Here is a 14472-nt window from a genome sequence, read left to right as displayed (position 1 = left end):
TAGCAAAAAAACAGCGTAAAATTTTCTGGATAAGCTCCTTTGGCAGGCAGCTTTGATAAACATCAGGATCTGGTTTTGGAAGATGATCTCTATGATTGTTAGAATCTTCATGTCATAGGAAACTTCGTCCTATGACACAAAAATGCTCCGCGGAAAAGCACAGCGAACTATAAAGACGCTGTGCCTTCCGGGGTTTCTTCCCCTTCATTTGCTTCCTCCATGGTGACAATCGGCTGGATGGCCTCATCGGTGTAGCGGACGCGCAGAACTGCCTGCGGCCAGTTAAGCTTAATGAGAGCTGTTTTCTGCCGTTCTTTTCCGGCTTTTTCGATTAGGTCGAGCAGTTCACGCAGAACTTCCTTTGTCAGATAGCCGCCGCGCCAGTGAAACGTCAGTGTTTTTCCTTTTTTGGCCGCCTGTAAGGAGCGCTTGTAAACGTCCTCCTGTTTGGTAAAGGAAAGCTTCTTTTCTTTGTAGTAGAAATGATCGCTGTCCGTGCAGGCAGGCGCCGGGGCGATGAGCGGTTCGTGGTCGCGGAAGATCGCCTTGTCGTCGAGATTGAAGTAATCGTAGCGGATTTCCTCGCCGGTCTGGAGACATTTGCCGAGACTGTTGTCGAAGGTAGCGTCCAGATGGTAGTACGTTTTCCCGATCTTGACGATGTTCCAGGTATGGCGGTATTTGATGCCCTTTTCAGGGTTATTGCCGCAGAGCGCGATCATGCACCAGATGCCGAGCGTATCACAAAGAATTTTGACCGATTTGGCGATGCCTCGCAGACGCCGACGCCCTGTCCCAGAGGTCCGATGATCTCATGGGAGTAGGGCTTTTTTAATTTGTCATAGTGAACGTGTTCGCAGATAAAATCGTGGATATAGCGTTCTTTTTCCAGTTCAGTCAGCTTCATTGCCGGGCGGGCAAGTTTTTCGACGCGGGCGCCATCGCTTTCTGATGTTCGCGGATCTTGCCCTTGTCAAAGAGGTATTCCGGTATCAGGATCAGGTTCGGGGAATCTGGGTAATACTTATATTTAAAGCCGGAAGCCCAGAAAATCTCCGGGTGATCGAGCCGCAGTTCAAAAAATACATTGCTTAAATCCTTTCCCTCCAGGCGCGGAATCTGAAATTCGTCGGAGAGATTGGTAAGTCCCTGCTGCATGGCGCGGTAGGCGGCTTGCTGGTTCTTGTTCATGTGATTATAGTAAAATGGTTCCATTTTGATATTCCTTTGTAACTCTTTATATTTTAGTGTGATTCAGCCGCTTTCTCAATCTGCCGGATTCCGGGTCAAACCAGACGCGATCGCCCTCATTGATTCCGGCATCATAGAGTGCCTGATCCGCGGTGCGTATCGTGTATTCTGGATGCTCTGAGAGGTTTGCATTTTCAGTTGTGTCCAGCAGACGGACACAGACCATCGTTTCTTGTCCGTCCGGGCGTTCTTCACAGCCAAAATCGGCTTCGTATATTTCTAAAACCCGGCAAAGACGCGGGAATGTTTGATTGCTGTTCATTGTGTATATGCCTCATTCCATGGGAAAATTCCTGTTTTTGTCTTTTTAATTTTAGCAGAAGATGATAAGGCAGGCAAGTAGAGATGAAGGGGGGAAAATAAATTAAATGCGAAGCCACGGCAAATTCCGTTACTGGGCATGATGCGTGAACAGTAACGATGGGGCGGCTGGGAAGAAAAGCGGGAGGGGGAGAAATTTGAGGAGAAAATTGCCGGCAGATACTTGTAATTCTAATAAAAACAGGTAGAATAGAAGCTGTCTATGTCCTCGGGAGACGGACATAAAAGTTACAATCACGGGGGTTATAAGTAAATGGCAAAAAAGAAAAACAGCTTCAGCGGTTCGCTGGGGTTTGTGCTGGCAGCAGCCGGAAGTGCCGTCGGTGTAGGAAATATCTGGCGTTTTCCGTATTTATGTGCGAAAGACGGAGGCGGACTGTTCCTGCTGGTGTATCTGGTGCTGGTGGCGACATTTGGATTTGTACTTCTGACGACGGATGTGGCGATCGGCAGAAGAACGAAGGAGAATGCGCTGCAGGCGTTTGGAACGCTGCATCCGAAGTGGAAGTTTGTCGGATACCTGACGTTTCTGGTTCCGATGTTAATTATGACGTATTATTCGGTCATCGGCGGATGGATCACGAAATATTTCTTTGAGTATTTGACGACATCCGGAAGGGATGTGGCGGAGGACGGATATTTTACATCGTTTATCACGGAAAAGAATGCGCCGCTGATTTTCACGGGAATCTTTCTGGCGCTCACAATCTGGGTTGTATACAGAGGTGTAGAGAAGGGAATTGAGAAATTTTCCTGTTTTATCATGCCGGGACTGATCCTGTTAGTCATCGGAATCGCGATTTTTTCATTGACGCTTTCCTACACGGACGCGGATGGGACGGTCCGGACGGGAATACAGGGATTCCTCGTCTACGTGCGCCCGGATTTTACGGGACTGACGGTAAGAGGATTTCTGGAAGTACTGCTGGATGCGATGAGCCAGCTCTTTTTCTCACTGAGTGTGTCGATGGGAATTATGGTAACATATGGTTCTTATGTCAAAGATGAGATCGATTTGAACAAGGCGACCAATCAGATTGAATTTTTTGATACAGGTGTGGCGCTTCTGTCCGGTATGATGATTATTCCGGCGGTCTTTGTATTTTTAGGACGCGATGGCATGGCGTCCGGTCCGAGTCTGACCTTTATTTCGCTTCCAAAGGTATTTCAGGCGATGGGCGGCGCCGGTCATATCGTGGGACTTGCATTTTTCCTGATGCTTGGCTTTGCGGCGCTGACATCCTGCGTTTCTGTCATGGAAACGCTGGTTGCCAACTGCATGGAAGTGTTTGGAAAGACGAGAAAACAGATGTGTGTGATGGTCGGAATCTATTCCCTGATCACGGCAGTTCTCATTTGTCTGGGCTACAATGTTCTGTATTTTGAGTTGAAGCTGCCGAACGGTTCCACCGGACAGCTGCTTGATGTGATGGATTATATCAGCAACAGCTTCCTTATGCCGATCATTTCCTTCTTAACCAGCATCCTGATCGGATGGGTGGTCGGACCGAAGTGGATCGTGGAAGAAGTCGAGAAAAATGGGGAACATTTTTCAAGAGCAGGTATGTACAGCTTCTTAATCCGGTATATTGTGCCGGCTGTCATGCTGGTTCTTTTCCTGGTATCGACGGGGTTTATTAATATGCTGTAATGAAAAATGGTTTTAGCCGATTTTCACGGAAAGTGCGAGAATTGGTTAAAACCTTTTTTATAGAAAAATGCGTCCCATTATTCTTCACGGTCATCCGACTCGATCTCATAGGTATATCCGGCATTTTCGATCGCCTGAATTGTATCCTTGATGCCCTGTCCGCCTGCTTTTTTTATAGGATTCAATAAAAACAGGAATCTGTTCGGAATAAAACCTATTAAAGATGTAGGAAAATAGGAACTATTAAAACCGATTTTATCATTTTTACCGGCTAGTGTCAACTTATAAAAATGTAAAAGTTTACAATCAAAACTGGACAATATATCGATTTTTTGCTATGATAAGCTAGTTAGAAAAAACTAACTTGCAGGGAACGTGAAAACGCAGTAAATTAGGTGCATAGGTGTGAAAGCTAGGCAGCCTGATTGGATAGAGTGGAGAAACAATGCAGTATTTGTGGATAAATCCGGTTTCTGCCGGGATGTGTGAGGAAGATTCGCTGAAGCGTTTTTTAGAACGGCATGGTCTGACGCGGGTCGAGTGCCGGGGCGATTGGGGACGGATCGTCCGGGAAAGATATGAAGCTAGTCTGCGGGCGGGCGTGACGCTTGCGGATGCGCGCTGTCCGGAGGCGGTTCGGCTGCTTGAAGAGATACAGAAGGAGTCGGAAAACGAATCTGGAATTGAAAACCTGAAAGTTGCCCGATCGAGCCGATTTTACTTCACTGTGCGCGGGAATTAAGCACGCGTCCGGATCTGGCGGATGGGGAGAAGATCATCACGACGCCATGCCAGAGTCTTGCGGTGCTTGGAAATTCGCTGGGACTTGAGAATACGCGGTTTATCGCATGGAATCGTCTGGCAGGCGGTGAGGTGCGCGTCCGGGCGATCGAAGACAGCCCGATTCCGCCGGGGTATTTTGCGGGAATCTGCCGGAAAGATGGACAGGCGGCGAAGGTAGAGAGTGTCAGCAGTCCGGAGAAAATCCGGGCATATGTGGAGAGCGGAAGCTGGAAGCAGGCGGATCTGCTGGAACTTTTGTATTGTAAGGATGGATGCCATCACGGGGATGGCGTGCAGACAGAGTGAGAGAAATCTGCGGTTCATGGAAAACGCTTGAGGAAGCGGAAAATGCATGAATTGCGGCAAAAGAATGGGAAGAATGAAAGAAACGAAGAAATTCAAGGATAATTGGCAGAAATACTTCGGTCCGGCGCTGGGAATCGGAGCGGTATTTCTGATCTGGTGTTTGGTCTGCCGCATGGAGATGGTCAGTGCGTATGTGCTGCCGTCCCCGGCGCGGGTGTGGACGAGCTTTTTAAAAATGGTGAAAATCGGGGAACTGTGGGGGGATATTTCAATCAGTTTCCTGCGTGTCATGAAGGGATTTGCGATTGCGTTCCTGTGTGCCTTTGTGCTGGGAATGTTCAGGGCGCTGTTTCCGGGCAGCAGCGTTTACTATGAGTATATTGTGCAGTTTTTCCGCAATGTCCCGCCGCTCAGCATGATTCCGCTGCTGATTCTCTGGTGCGGAATCGGAGAGACGACGAAGACGGTGATTATTGTGCTGGCGTCCTTTTTCCCGATGTACTTAAATATCGTGAAGGGATTTACCGGGTGCGATTCGAAACTTCTGGAAGTGGGCGATATGTTTGGCTACTCGAAGCGCCGCAAATTTTTCCGCATCATTCTGCCCTATGCGATGGCAGATATTCTGGTCGGAATGCGGATCGGGCTTGGCTATAGCTGGCGCGCCATTATCGGTGCGGAGATGGTGGCGGCGTCCACCGGGCTTGGACATATGATTTTATTTGCGCAGCAGATGTCGCGGACCGACAAGGTGATCGTGGGGATTCTGGCGATCGGGGCAGTCGGATATGTGACGGACCGCCTGTTTGGATGGATGATAGGATTTGTGCTGAAAGGATCCGGGGAAAATGGCTGGAATTGAACTGATTGATATTCATAAAACATACCTGGTGGATAACCGGGAGATTCCCGTTTTAAACGGGATCAACCTGTCGCTTCCGGCGGGGAGAATCACTGTGATTTTGGGGCAGAGCGGATGCGGGAAAACGACGCTTCTGCGGCTGACCGGAGGACTGGAGACGGCGGACAGCGGAGAGATCCGCTGGGAGAGCGCCCACAAGACGGCATTTGTCTTTCAGGAACCGCGCCTCATGCCGTGGTTGACCGTCTGGGAAAATGTGGTGTTCGGGCTTTCAAAAAAGGAGACAGATCCGGGGAAAATAGAGGCGGTTATCCGCACGGTCGGATTATCTGGATTTGAAAAAGCATATCCGGCACAGCTCTCCGGCGGAATGCAGCAGCGGGCGGCGATCGCGCGGGCGCTGGCGTATGAGCCGACCTTTATCATGATGGATGAGCCGTTTGCCGCACTTGACTATTTTACAAGGGAACAGATGCAGAAAGAGCTTCTGCGCGTCCAGCAGGAGCGCAGTGCAAGCATTCTGTTTGTGACGCACAGCATCGATGAGGCACTGATTCTGGGAAGCCAGATTGCGGTCATTGAAAAGGGCATGGTCAAGGCGCTCTATGAGGTCAAGGCGCCGCAGGAAGAGAGGAATCTTTTGGAGGATGAGATGATAACCCTGAAAAGGGATATTATAAATAATTTACATTTTATTTAGAGGAGGAACGATTATGATGAAACGATGGATGGCAATGGGAATGGCACTCTGCCTTACCGCAGCTTCCCTGGCAGGCTGCTCCGGTACAAAAGATGCGGCTGAGAGCACGCAGGCAGAGGCAGAAACCAGCGCAGAGGAGGAGACAGCGAAAGAATCTGATCTGGATAAGCTGACCTTTACGTATGTAACTTCTCCGCTCAATGTGCCGACGATCATCGAGAAAAATCAGGGTATTTTTGAAAAAACATTTGGCGATATGGGGATTGAGGTTGATTATGCGGAGCTGACCTCCGGGGCAGATCAGACACAGGCGCTGGCTTCCGGCGATGTGCAGGTTTTGTATGCGGTTGGCGGTACTTCGGTGATTCTGTCTGCAGCAAATGGAGCGGATATCAAGGTATTAAATATGTACAGCCGTTCTCCGAAGGCATTCTGTATGTATTCTAAGGATGAGTCCCTGACGACGCCGGAAAGTCTGAGAGGAAAGACAATCGCAGGACCGACCGGAACCAACCTGCATGAGCTTCTCGTTTCCTATCTGGCAACGGCTGGCATGACGATCGACGACGTTAACTATGTCAATATGTCGATCCCGGATGCAAAAGCAGGTCTGGACGGCGGCAGTGTAGACGTGGCTCTGGTTGCTGGCGCAACTGCTTACAATGCAGGGCAGCAGGGTTACCACCTGGTAGCCGACGGCGAAGGCCTGATTAAGGCGATCATTGCAGTGGCAGTGACACAGAAATTCTATGACGAGCACCCGGAGATCATCGAGAAGCTGGAAGAAGCACAGACCGAGATTGCTGATTTCATGGAAGAAAAATCGGATGAGACGATGCAGATCGTAGCCGATGAGCTGGATCTGGACACCGATGCAGTCAGAAGCATGTACGATCTCTATGATTTCTCTACCGAGATCACAGATGATGACAAAGAAGGCTTCCAGAAGACCGCTGATTTCATGTATGAATCCGGCATGATCGACGAGGCATTTGATGTAAAACAGTTATTTATTGAAAAATAATCAGTGAACATTTGAGAGGATAAACGATTGAAAAGCAGCTCCCGGAGTGTGGATTCCGGGGGCTGCTTTTACGATTGCATATGCAATTATGAAAATACGGAATGTTTACGCTAATACCTTTTTAATCGCTTCTAACAGCTCATCATACGTCTCATAAGCCGGAATCTGCGGATATTCTGCCTTGATCTCCTCCGTCGTGCGGAAGAGGAAGCCCGCCTTGCTTGCCTCAATCATGGTGAGGTCGTTGTGGCTGTCGCCGCTGGCGATCGTCTCGAAGCCGCAGGACTGGAGTGCTTTGACGGTTGTATATTTGGATTTCTCACAGCGCATCTTAAAATCGGTAATCTCACCATTTTCGCTGACAACCAGAGAGTTGCAGAAGATGGTCGGATAGCCAAGTTTCTTCATCAGAGGTCCGGCAAACTGGGAGAAGGTATCGCTGATGATGATTACCTGAGTGATTTCTTTTAATTTGTCTAAAAACTCCCTTGCGCCCGGAAGCGGATCAATTTTAGAGATCGTTTCCTGAATTTCCTTGAGTCCCAGTCCGTGCTCGCGCAGGATGTTTAAACGGTAATTCATCAGTTTGTTATAATCCGGCTCATCGCGGGTGGTGCGTTTTAACTCCGGGATTCCGGTTTCTTCAGCAAATGCGATCCAGATTTCCGGTACTAATACACCTTCTAGATCTAAACATACAATATCCATGTTTCCTCCTGTCTGATACAACGCCTGTCAGCGCTGTGCTCGGTTGAAAAATTTGCTTCCTATTATAGACGAAATGCAGGGGAAATACCAGAGAAATTTGAGAAAAGATGAAAGAATAGAAAAAAGTGCGTTACTGGGCACGTATGCGTGAACAGTAACAAAAGTGCCAATTATTCGCGGTGAGAAAGATTCAGAAGTGAAGAGTTGGCATCATATAGCAGCAGAGTGGTTATCAATAGAATTAAAAAATACCAAAAAAGGGAGTCTCTTTTCGTGAGCGAGAGACTCCCTTTTTGGCACCTATAGTCGGGTTATAATTTGATTTTGATGAAATCATTAGCAATGCGCCGGTTTATTCATTTCAGATCTTTTATCGTTTTCTGTCTTCGAAGCAGTCGATTTCGAAAACAGTACTTTACCGGAATGAACCACAATAATGACACCCAGAACCATCAGCAGAACCGCGATGATAAGCTGCAGTCCTTCTACCATAAAGACAGCGGTTCCGGCATTGTAAGCCTTTACCAGTGCGATGCAGCGCTCAACGAGTGCGGTGAAGGTAACGCACAGCATAACAACCAGCGGAACCAGCAGCGTGCGGTTTTCGCGGCCGGTGACGCGTAAGAAGACGCACAGGGTGATGAGAACCAGAGCGCTTAACAGCTGGTTGGCGCTGCCAAACAGCGGCCAGATGTTGGAGTAGCCAATCTGGGTTAAAATATAGCCGCATACCAAGGTGATAACAGTTGCAAAATATTTGTTGCAGAGAAGTTTTCTCCATCCTTCGGCGTGTTCCATGTCATCGACACTGAACAGCTCCTGGAAGGACATACGTCCGATACGTGCAACGGAATCCAGGCTTGTCAGGGCAAGTGCGGAGACGCACATCGTCATAAAGCACTGGGCAGCGTAAACTGGGATTCCGAACATCTCCAGGAATCCGGCAACACCGGAGGAGAAGATAGCAAACGGAGTACCGGTTGCAGGCGTGCCATCAGCGGAAGCGGCAGCACCGGCAACGCACAGAGCCAGGACAGCCAGTAAACTTTCCAGAAGCATAGCGCCGAAGCCAACTTTCGGCATATCCTTTTCATTGGTGATTGCCTTGGAGGAAGTACCCGAGGAAACCAGGCTGTGGAAACCGGATACGGCGCCGCAGGCAACGGTTACAAACAAAATCGGGAACAGGTCACCGGATTTCTCATTGTGGAAACCAGTGTAAGGCGCCAGGTTCATTGCCGGATGTGCGACAAGCAGTCCAACGACGGCACCGATAATCATACCGGCAAACATAAAGGTTGTCATCAGGTCACGCGGTTCCATCAAAAGCCACATCGGAAGAACGGCTGCGAGGAAAATGTAAGCGAATACCATGTAGGACCAGTTCGCCTTGGTGGTAATGAGCGGGCAGTTCATGCCGATGACGAAAGCAGCTACCGTGCAGACAAGTCCGAGCAAGGTCTGTTTCCAGCCATGGAACTGAGCCTTTTTCTGAATCAGTCCAAATACAACGGCAAAGGCAATGAACAGAAGGGAAATGCTTCCGGCTGCGCCGTTGACAGTTGCGGCAGCGGATAAGCTGGTCACGCCGTCTACCGTCTCATATGCATTGAATGTACCAGCAACCATGTCGGCAAAAGCGGCGGTTACAATTAAAGTAAAGAGCCAGCAGAACAGAAGAAACAGCTTTTTACCGGTTTTGCCAATGTACTGTTCAATCAGAAGTCCCATCGATTTGCCTTCATTTTTAACGCTGGCGTACAGGGCACCAAAATCGGTAACAGCGCCGAAAAAGATGCCGCCGAGGATGATCCAGAGAAAGACCGGAACCCATCCAAAGACAGCCGCCTGAATAGCACCGGTGACAGGACCGGCACCGGCGATGGATGAAAACTGGTGGGCAAATACAACCCAGCCATCGGTCGGAACATAGTCCTGACCATCTTCTTTTGTGACGGCCGGTGTTTTGGCGTTTGGATCAATGCCCCATTTATGGGCGAGCCATCTGCCGTAGAGCAGATAACCAGCCGCCAGACAACAGGCTGCGATAACTACGATAACTAATGTGTTCATAAAGATACCTCCATTCCCATAGGTCAAATGGTTTTTAGTGTCCCGGCAGTTTGCCGGAGTTTCGGGAGCGGGGAAACAAAAAAGCCTCCGTCCTCCTGAAACTTTTAAAAGTTCAAGAAGACGGAGGCATAAGCATCCGCGGTACCACTTCTTTTACCGGCTGTAAAGCCGATCTCTCAGCCATATCCATCATTCTGAATATGTTCCTCTTTAACGGTAGGAATCCGGACCGGACTACTGGTATCCTGCATGCGTTTGTCCGATCAGCTCACAGGGGATAATTTCCATCGGCGTTACTGTCTTTCATCGCCCGGCAGCTCTCTGAAAACGTGGAGAATTGGAAATCGTGTCCTGCTCAATGCTTTTTACAAGTACGAATTATAGACTTTTTTAAAGGAAAGTCAATCGAAAAAATAGCCGGAAGTTTGTGACAGAAATTTTACAAATCCGTCATTTTGACAAAAAAATCACAACTAAGAAATTTAACAACTGCTTATCTAGAAGTCTGAGTTACTGTTTACGCATACGTGCCCAGTAACAAGTCGGAAACATTCCTGTGTTAAAACTTCGAAAGAACTGGACACACCCTTATTTTGCTGTATAATAGGTAATTGTCGGTTCTTTTTAGGGCTGGCAATTACTTTTTATTTAAATTGGGAAGAAAAAGGGAGAGTTTTGGGTATGGAAAAAATACGTCCAATGTTGTTTACAACATTGAAGAAGTATTCCGGCGCACAGCTGATGTCAGATGTGGTAGCGGGTATCATCGTGGCGATCATCGCGCTGCCGCTTTCGATCGCGCTGGCGCTGGCTTCGGGGGTAGGTCCGGAACAGGGTATCTACACGGCGATTGCAGCCGGATTTGTGATTTCATTTTTAGGGGGCAGCCAGGTACAGATTGCAGGTCCAACGGCGGCATTTGCAACGATCGTGGCAGGTATCGTGGCGAAGAGCGGCGTGGAAGGACTGGCAGTTGCGACGATCATGGCAGGTATCATCCTAGTTATCATGGGATTCTGCCATTTTGGTTCACTGATTAAGTTTATTCCGTTTACAATCACGACCGGCTTTACCTCCGGTATCGCGGTGACGATCGTCATCGGTCAGTTGAAGGATTTCTTTGGCGTAACCTATCCGGCAGGCATGGAGACGATCGAGACGATGCAGAAGCTGAAAGCGTTCGCGGCTGGATTCGGAAGTGTCAACCTGCACGCGATCATCGTCGGCGTGGTGTGTCTGGCGATTCTGATCGTGATGCCGATGATCACGGAAAAAATTCCGGGATCGCTGGTAGCGGTTATTGCAGGTATTTTAATGGTAAAATTCCTGCCGCTGCATGTGAATACGATCGGCGACCTTTACACGGTCAGCAACAAGCTTCCGGCGTTCCGTCTGCCGGTGTTTAGCTACGATGTGATTCAGGGTTCCCTGTCGGATGCGTTTACGATTGCAGTTCTGGCGGCGATTGAGTCTCTGCTTTCCTGCGTGGTAGCGGACGGCATGATCGGCGGAAAACACCGTTCCAACACGGAGCTGGTGGCACAGGGCGCGGGGAATATTATTTCCGCCCTGTTTGGCGGTATTCCGGCGACGGGCGCGATCGCGCGTACCGCAGCCAATGTCAAAAATGGCGGCCGTACCCCGGTTGCAGGCATGGTTCATGCGGTTGTCCTGCTTCTGATTCTGGTAGTTCTGATGCCGTGTGCAAGCTGGATCCCGATGCCGACCATCGCGGCAATCTTGTTTATGGTTGCCTACAATATGTGTCAGTGGAGAACCTTCGTCCGTCTGACCAAGACGGCTCCGAAGAGTGATATTGCGGTTCTGGTGATGACCTTCTTCTTAACCGTTATCTTCGATCTGGTTGTAGCGATCGAGATCGGTATGCTGTTATCCTGCCTGCTGTTTATGAAGCGGATGAGCGATGAGACGGGCGTCAGAAGCTGGCTCTATGTCGAAGAAGTAGAGGAGCAGAAGCGCAAAGAGCAGGAAGTAAGAAAAGCGAAAAAAGCCGGAAAAGAGCTTTCAGTGGAAGAGGCACAGCTCTTAGCGGCAGCTGCAGAAGATGAAGAAGCAGCCATGAAAGAACAGGCACGTTTGCGGGAGATTCCGAGAGAACTGGCTGTTTATGAGATTACGGGACCGCTGTTCTTCGGTGCAGCAGACCGCATCAACCAGATTGAAACCCGCGAGGAGACGAAATGCCTGGTTCTTCGTATGCGTGCCGTTCCGGCGGTTGACAGTACAGCGATGAATTCGATGGTTGCCCTCTATGAGCGCTGCCAGAAGAACGGCGTTACATTGATTTTGTCCCATGTCAACGAGCAGCCGATGCACGTGATGGAGAAGGCAGGATTTGTGGATATGATCGGACTCGATCATTTCTGCCCGAATATCGAGGCAGCACTTGATCATGCGGACGAGGTGCTGGGGAAATAATTATGGATATCTATCGGAGAATGGAAGAAGTATTTAGGCGCATTCCGGACGGCTGCGTGACGACTTACGGTCAGGTCGCGCTCCTGTGCGGTGCGCCGCGCCATTCCCGCCAGGTGGGATATGCACTCCGCACCAACCGCCTGGGCGATGTCCCGGCATTCAGGGTGATTAATTCCAAGGGCTTTCTAAGCGGCGCGGCGGCATTCGACTATCCGGGACAGCAGAAAAAACTGCTGGAACAGGATGGAATACGGGTGGACTCCACCGAGGACGGCGACCGCGTCGATTTGAAACAATATGGATGGAAACCTTCGATGGACGAGGCAGAAGAATTGTATGCGTTGTTTCGGAAGTTGGGGATCTGAGTGGGAATCAAGGAAAATGCATCTGAATGAGATGTTGGTAAGCGAAAGAAGTGAAATGAGATGGATAAGATGGCAGACGATAGGGGCTGCATCTTATCCATTTTTAATAGACATTTCTGACCGTTTATTATTAAATTGCCTCCGCGATTTGCCGTGCCACATAGACACCGCTGGCAGATGCATGGGAAAGGGAATGGGTAATACCGCTGCCGTCACCGATGACGTAGAGTCCATCATGACAGGTCATCAGGTTGTGATCCACTTCCACCTCCATGTTGTAGAATTTTACCTCCACTCCATAGAGAAGCGTGTCATCATTCGCCGTACCCGGTGCCACCTTATCCAGGGCATAAATCATCTCGATAATACCGTCCAGAATCCGTTTTGGGAGAACCAGGCTCAGATCACCGGCAGCCGCATTGAGGGTTGGAACCGTAAAAGATTCATTGATTCGCTGCTGCGTGCTTCTTTTTCCGCGGATCAGGTCTCCAAAACGCTGCACAATTACGCCACCGCCCAGCATGTTGCTGAGTTTTGCAATACTCTCTCCATATTCATTGGAATTCTTGAAGGGCTCTGAAAAATGTTTCGCTACCAGAAGGGCAAAGTTCGTGTTATGGGTCTGCTTTGCAGGATCCTCGTAGCTGTGACCATTTACCGTTACGATGCCGTTGGTATTCTCATTTACCACAGCTCCCTTGGGATTCATACAGAAGGTGCGCACGTAATCTTCGTATTTTTCCGTGCGATACACGATCTTGCTCTCATAGAGTTCATCCGTAAGATCCGAAAAGATCTCAGCCGGCAGCTCAACCCGGACCCCCAGATCCACGCGGTTGGAATTCGTATGGATATCCAGATCCCTGCATACCTTCTGCATCCACTTACTGCCGCTTCGTCCGGCGGAAATGATGCATTTCGTACCCTCAAAGGTGTATCATCGCTGTAAACCTTGTAACCCTTCTCGGTCTTCTCCACGGTTTCGATGGCACAGTCAAAATAGAAATCTACCTTATTCTTCAGATGATCATAGAGGTGCTCCAGAACAATATAATTAATATCTGTACCCAGATGGCGGACCGAAGCATCCAGAAGATGCAGACCATGCTGCATGCAGGTTTTCTTGAACTTTGTTCCTGCAGTGGAATACAGCTTCGTTCCCTCCCCGCCAAAGCGGAGGTTGATTCCATCTACGTATTTCATCAATTCAATGGCCGTCTTCTTTCCGATATACTCATAGAGAGTACCGCCGAAATCATTGGTAATGTTGTATTTTCCATCAGAAAATGCACCGGCGCCGCCGAATCCGCTCATGATGGAACAGCATTTGCAGTGAATACAGGACTTGATTTTATCACCATCAATGGGACATTTACGGTGCTCCAGCGGATGTCCTACCTCAAAAACAGCGATCTTTAAATCTGGTTTACGTTCCATCAGCTCATAGGCAGAAAAGATACCGCCGGGACCGGCGCCGATAATTAACACATCATACATATTGAAATTCTCCTTGTTTTCCTAAAATTTGATTCCCTCTTTCTGTATTATAGCATAAATTCGAAAAAAGAGGCAGCACGTCATGCGCTGCCCCGAAACAGTATCCCCCATGTCGTCATGGCATCTTCCGTTATCATATCATCACCTCAGAATAAAGCTTTTTTTATGGCTGTAACCATCAGCCTGATTCCCTTTGTAAAATTACCGGAGGTGTTTTCGAGCTTGATGACCTCTCCGGCGCTTCTTGGCAAAGGGCTGGCGCTGGGACTTGTATCTACCTTTTTTCCGTTTGTAAGCTACACACTGGGACTCCGCCAGATGGAGGCAGGAAAAGCCTCGGTTCTGGCGTTCTCTGAGCCGATGGTGGCAGCTGTGGCTGGGATTGTGGTATTTGGAGAAATGCTGCGGGTTGAAAATGTGCTGGGCATTCTTTTGATTTTTACGGCATTGGTGGTGTTGAACAGCCGGAACGTAAAACGGTAAAATCAGGGG

General features: G+C 49.1%; 15 protein-coding genes, 1 pseudogene and 1 other annotated feature. Of the genes and pseudogenes, 9 read left to right on the top strand and 7 right to left on the bottom strand.

From position 1 onward, the window contains the following. Positions 1-167: 167 nt before the first annotated feature. From DWZ16_RS16800 to DWZ16_RS08920, 4 genes are read right to left on the bottom strand one after another with little or no spacing between them, the layout of a single operon-like run. The gene (locus tag DWZ16_RS16800; protein ID WP_412694315.1) at positions 168-722 is read right to left on the bottom strand and encodes a hypothetical protein; all 555 of its coding nucleotides are present in this window, start codon (positions 720-722) and stop codon (positions 168-170) included. Next, positions 719-907 carry a hypothetical protein gene (locus tag DWZ16_RS16795; RefSeq protein WP_412693791.1) on the bottom strand — a complete coding sequence of 63 codons (189 nt, stop codon included), beginning with the start codon at positions 905-907 and terminating at the stop codon, positions 719-721. The genes DWZ16_RS16800 and DWZ16_RS16795 overlap by 4 nt, the downstream gene beginning before the upstream one ends. Continuing rightward, entirely contained in the window at positions 904-1215 is a 312-nt protein-coding gene (locus DWZ16_RS16790) for a hypothetical protein (protein ID WP_347474979.1), read from the bottom strand. The genes DWZ16_RS16795 and DWZ16_RS16790 overlap by 4 nt, the downstream gene beginning before the upstream one ends. A gap of 22 nt (positions 1216-1237) precedes the next feature. After that, positions 1238-1513 (bottom strand): hypothetical protein, encoded by a 276-nt coding sequence (locus DWZ16_RS08920; protein ID WP_118522640.1) that lies wholly within the window; start codon positions 1511-1513, stop codon positions 1238-1240. A gap of 312 nt (positions 1514-1825) precedes the next feature. Between DWZ16_RS08920 and DWZ16_RS08915 the strand changes: the two genes are divergently transcribed. From DWZ16_RS08915 to DWZ16_RS08895, 6 genes are all read left to right on the top strand, one after another. After that, positions 1826-3223 carry a sodium-dependent transporter gene (locus DWZ16_RS08915; protein WP_118293483.1) on the top strand — a complete coding sequence of 466 codons (1398 nt, stop codon included), beginning with the start codon at positions 1826-1828 and terminating at the stop codon, positions 3221-3223. A gap of 445 nt (positions 3224-3668) precedes the next feature. Then, positions 3669-3965 (top strand): hypothetical protein, encoded by a 297-nt coding sequence (locus DWZ16_RS16170; protein ID WP_243021979.1) that lies wholly within the window; start codon positions 3669-3671, stop codon positions 3963-3965. A 62-nt stretch (positions 3966-4027) separates the two neighbouring features. Next, the gene (locus DWZ16_RS16165; protein WP_243021978.1) at positions 4028-4312 is read left to right on the top strand and encodes a hypothetical protein; all 285 of its coding nucleotides are present in this window, start codon (positions 4028-4030) and stop codon (positions 4310-4312) included. Between the two features lie 46 nt (positions 4313-4358). Beyond that, a complete protein-coding gene (locus DWZ16_RS08905) occupies positions 4359-5174 on the top strand; it encodes an ABC transporter permease (RefSeq protein ID WP_243021977.1) in 816 nt (271 codons plus the stop codon). Further along, on the top strand, positions 5161-5874 hold the full coding sequence (locus tag DWZ16_RS08900; RefSeq protein ID WP_107000528.1) for an ABC transporter ATP-binding protein: 714 nt from the start codon (positions 5161-5163) through the stop codon (positions 5872-5874). The genes DWZ16_RS08905 and DWZ16_RS08900 overlap by 14 nt, the downstream gene beginning before the upstream one ends. A gap of 13 nt (positions 5875-5887) precedes the next feature. After that, positions 5888-6898 carry an NrtA/SsuA/CpmA family ABC transporter substrate-binding protein gene (locus DWZ16_RS08895; protein WP_333493378.1) on the top strand — a complete coding sequence of 337 codons (1011 nt, stop codon included), beginning with the start codon at positions 5888-5890 and terminating at the stop codon, positions 6896-6898. A 105-nt stretch (positions 6899-7003) separates the two neighbouring features. On the opposite strand, the gene thrH is transcribed toward DWZ16_RS08895, so the two are convergent. Together thrH and DWZ16_RS08885 are read right to left on the bottom strand one after the other, a co-directional pair. Further along, positions 7004-7606, bottom strand: coding sequence for a bifunctional phosphoserine phosphatase/homoserine phosphotransferase ThrH (gene thrH, locus DWZ16_RS08890; RefSeq protein ID WP_118522639.1), 603 nt, complete (start codon positions 7604-7606; stop codon positions 7004-7006). Positions 7607-7942: 336 nt separating this feature from the next. Further along, positions 7943-9679: a carbon starvation protein A gene (locus tag DWZ16_RS08885; RefSeq protein ID WP_117796188.1), complete on the bottom strand. Its 1737-nt coding sequence runs from the start codon at positions 9677-9679 to the stop codon at positions 7943-7945. 113 nt (positions 9680-9792) lie between these two features. Beyond that, positions 9793-10047, bottom strand: a binding site (T-box leader). 313 nt (positions 10048-10360) lie between these two features. Here DWZ16_RS08885 and DWZ16_RS08880 point away from each other — a divergent pair. Next, positions 10361-12118, top strand: coding sequence for a SulP family inorganic anion transporter (locus DWZ16_RS08880; protein WP_118522638.1), 1758 nt, complete (start codon positions 10361-10363; stop codon positions 12116-12118). A 2-nt stretch (positions 12119-12120) separates the two neighbouring features. Further along, entirely contained in the window at positions 12121-12483 is a 363-nt protein-coding gene (locus DWZ16_RS08875; RefSeq protein WP_022359068.1) for an MGMT family protein, read from the top strand. A gap of 130 nt (positions 12484-12613) precedes the next feature. Here the strand turns inward: DWZ16_RS08875 and DWZ16_RS08870 are convergent. Further along, positions 12614-13980 (bottom strand): annotated as a pseudogene (locus DWZ16_RS08870) (NAD(P)/FAD-dependent oxidoreductase). A gap of 165 nt (positions 13981-14145) precedes the next feature. Between DWZ16_RS08870 and DWZ16_RS08865 the strand changes: the two are divergent. Further along, positions 14146-14463, top strand: coding sequence for an EamA family transporter (locus DWZ16_RS08865; RefSeq protein WP_182426640.1), 318 nt, complete (start codon positions 14146-14148; stop codon positions 14461-14463). The last annotated feature ends 9 nt before the right edge of the window (positions 14464-14472 follow it).

Source organism: Clostridium sp. AF29-8BH (genome assembly GCF_003478145.1).
Lineage (GTDB): Bacteria > Bacillota > Clostridia > Lachnospirales > Lachnospiraceae > Otoolea > Otoolea fessa.
This window is presented reverse-complemented; position numbering and strand designations above follow the sequence as displayed.

Bases quoted from the DNA above. Each gene is read 5' to 3' on its own strand.
- DWZ16_RS16800 (WP_412694315.1), bottom strand. From the start codon at position 722: ATGATCGCGCTCTGCGGCAATAACCCTGAAAAGGGCATCAAATACCGC.
- DWZ16_RS16795 (WP_412693791.1), bottom strand. From the start codon at position 907: ATGAAGCTGACTGAACTGGAAAAAGAACGCTATATCCACGATTTTATC.
- DWZ16_RS16790 (WP_347474979.1), bottom strand. From the start codon at position 1,215: ATGGAACCATTTTACTATAATCACATGAACAAGAACCAGCAAGCCGCC.
- DWZ16_RS08920 (WP_118522640.1), bottom strand. From the start codon at position 1,513: ATGAACAGCAATCAAACATTCCCGCGTCTTTGCCGGGTTTTAGAAATA.
- DWZ16_RS08915 (WP_118293483.1), top strand. From the start codon at position 1,826: ATGGCAAAAAAGAAAAACAGCTTCAGCGGTTCGCTGGGGTTTGTGCTG.
- DWZ16_RS16170 (WP_243021979.1), top strand. From the start codon at position 3,669: ATGCAGTATTTGTGGATAAATCCGGTTTCTGCCGGGATGTGTGAGGAA.
- DWZ16_RS08905 (WP_243021977.1), top strand. From the start codon at position 4,359: ATGAATTGCGGCAAAAGAATGGGAAGAATGAAAGAAACGAAGAAATTC.
- DWZ16_RS08900 (WP_107000528.1), top strand. From the start codon at position 5,161: ATGGCTGGAATTGAACTGATTGATATTCATAAAACATACCTGGTGGAT.
- DWZ16_RS08895 (WP_333493378.1), top strand. From the start codon at position 5,888: ATGATGAAACGATGGATGGCAATGGGAATGGCACTCTGCCTTACCGCA.
- thrH (WP_118522639.1), bottom strand. From the start codon at position 7,606: ATGGATATTGTATGTTTAGATCTAGAAGGTGTATTAGTACCGGAAATC.
- DWZ16_RS08885 (WP_117796188.1), bottom strand. From the start codon at position 9,679: ATGAACACATTAGTTATCGTAGTTATCGCAGCCTGTTGTCTGGCGGCT.
- DWZ16_RS08880 (WP_118522638.1), top strand. From the start codon at position 10,361: ATGGAAAAAATACGTCCAATGTTGTTTACAACATTGAAGAAGTATTCC.
- DWZ16_RS08875 (WP_022359068.1), top strand. From the start codon at position 12,121: ATGGATATCTATCGGAGAATGGAAGAAGTATTTAGGCGCATTCCGGAC.
- DWZ16_RS08865 (WP_182426640.1), top strand. From the start codon at position 14,146: ATGGCTGTAACCATCAGCCTGATTCCCTTTGTAAAATTACCGGAGGTG.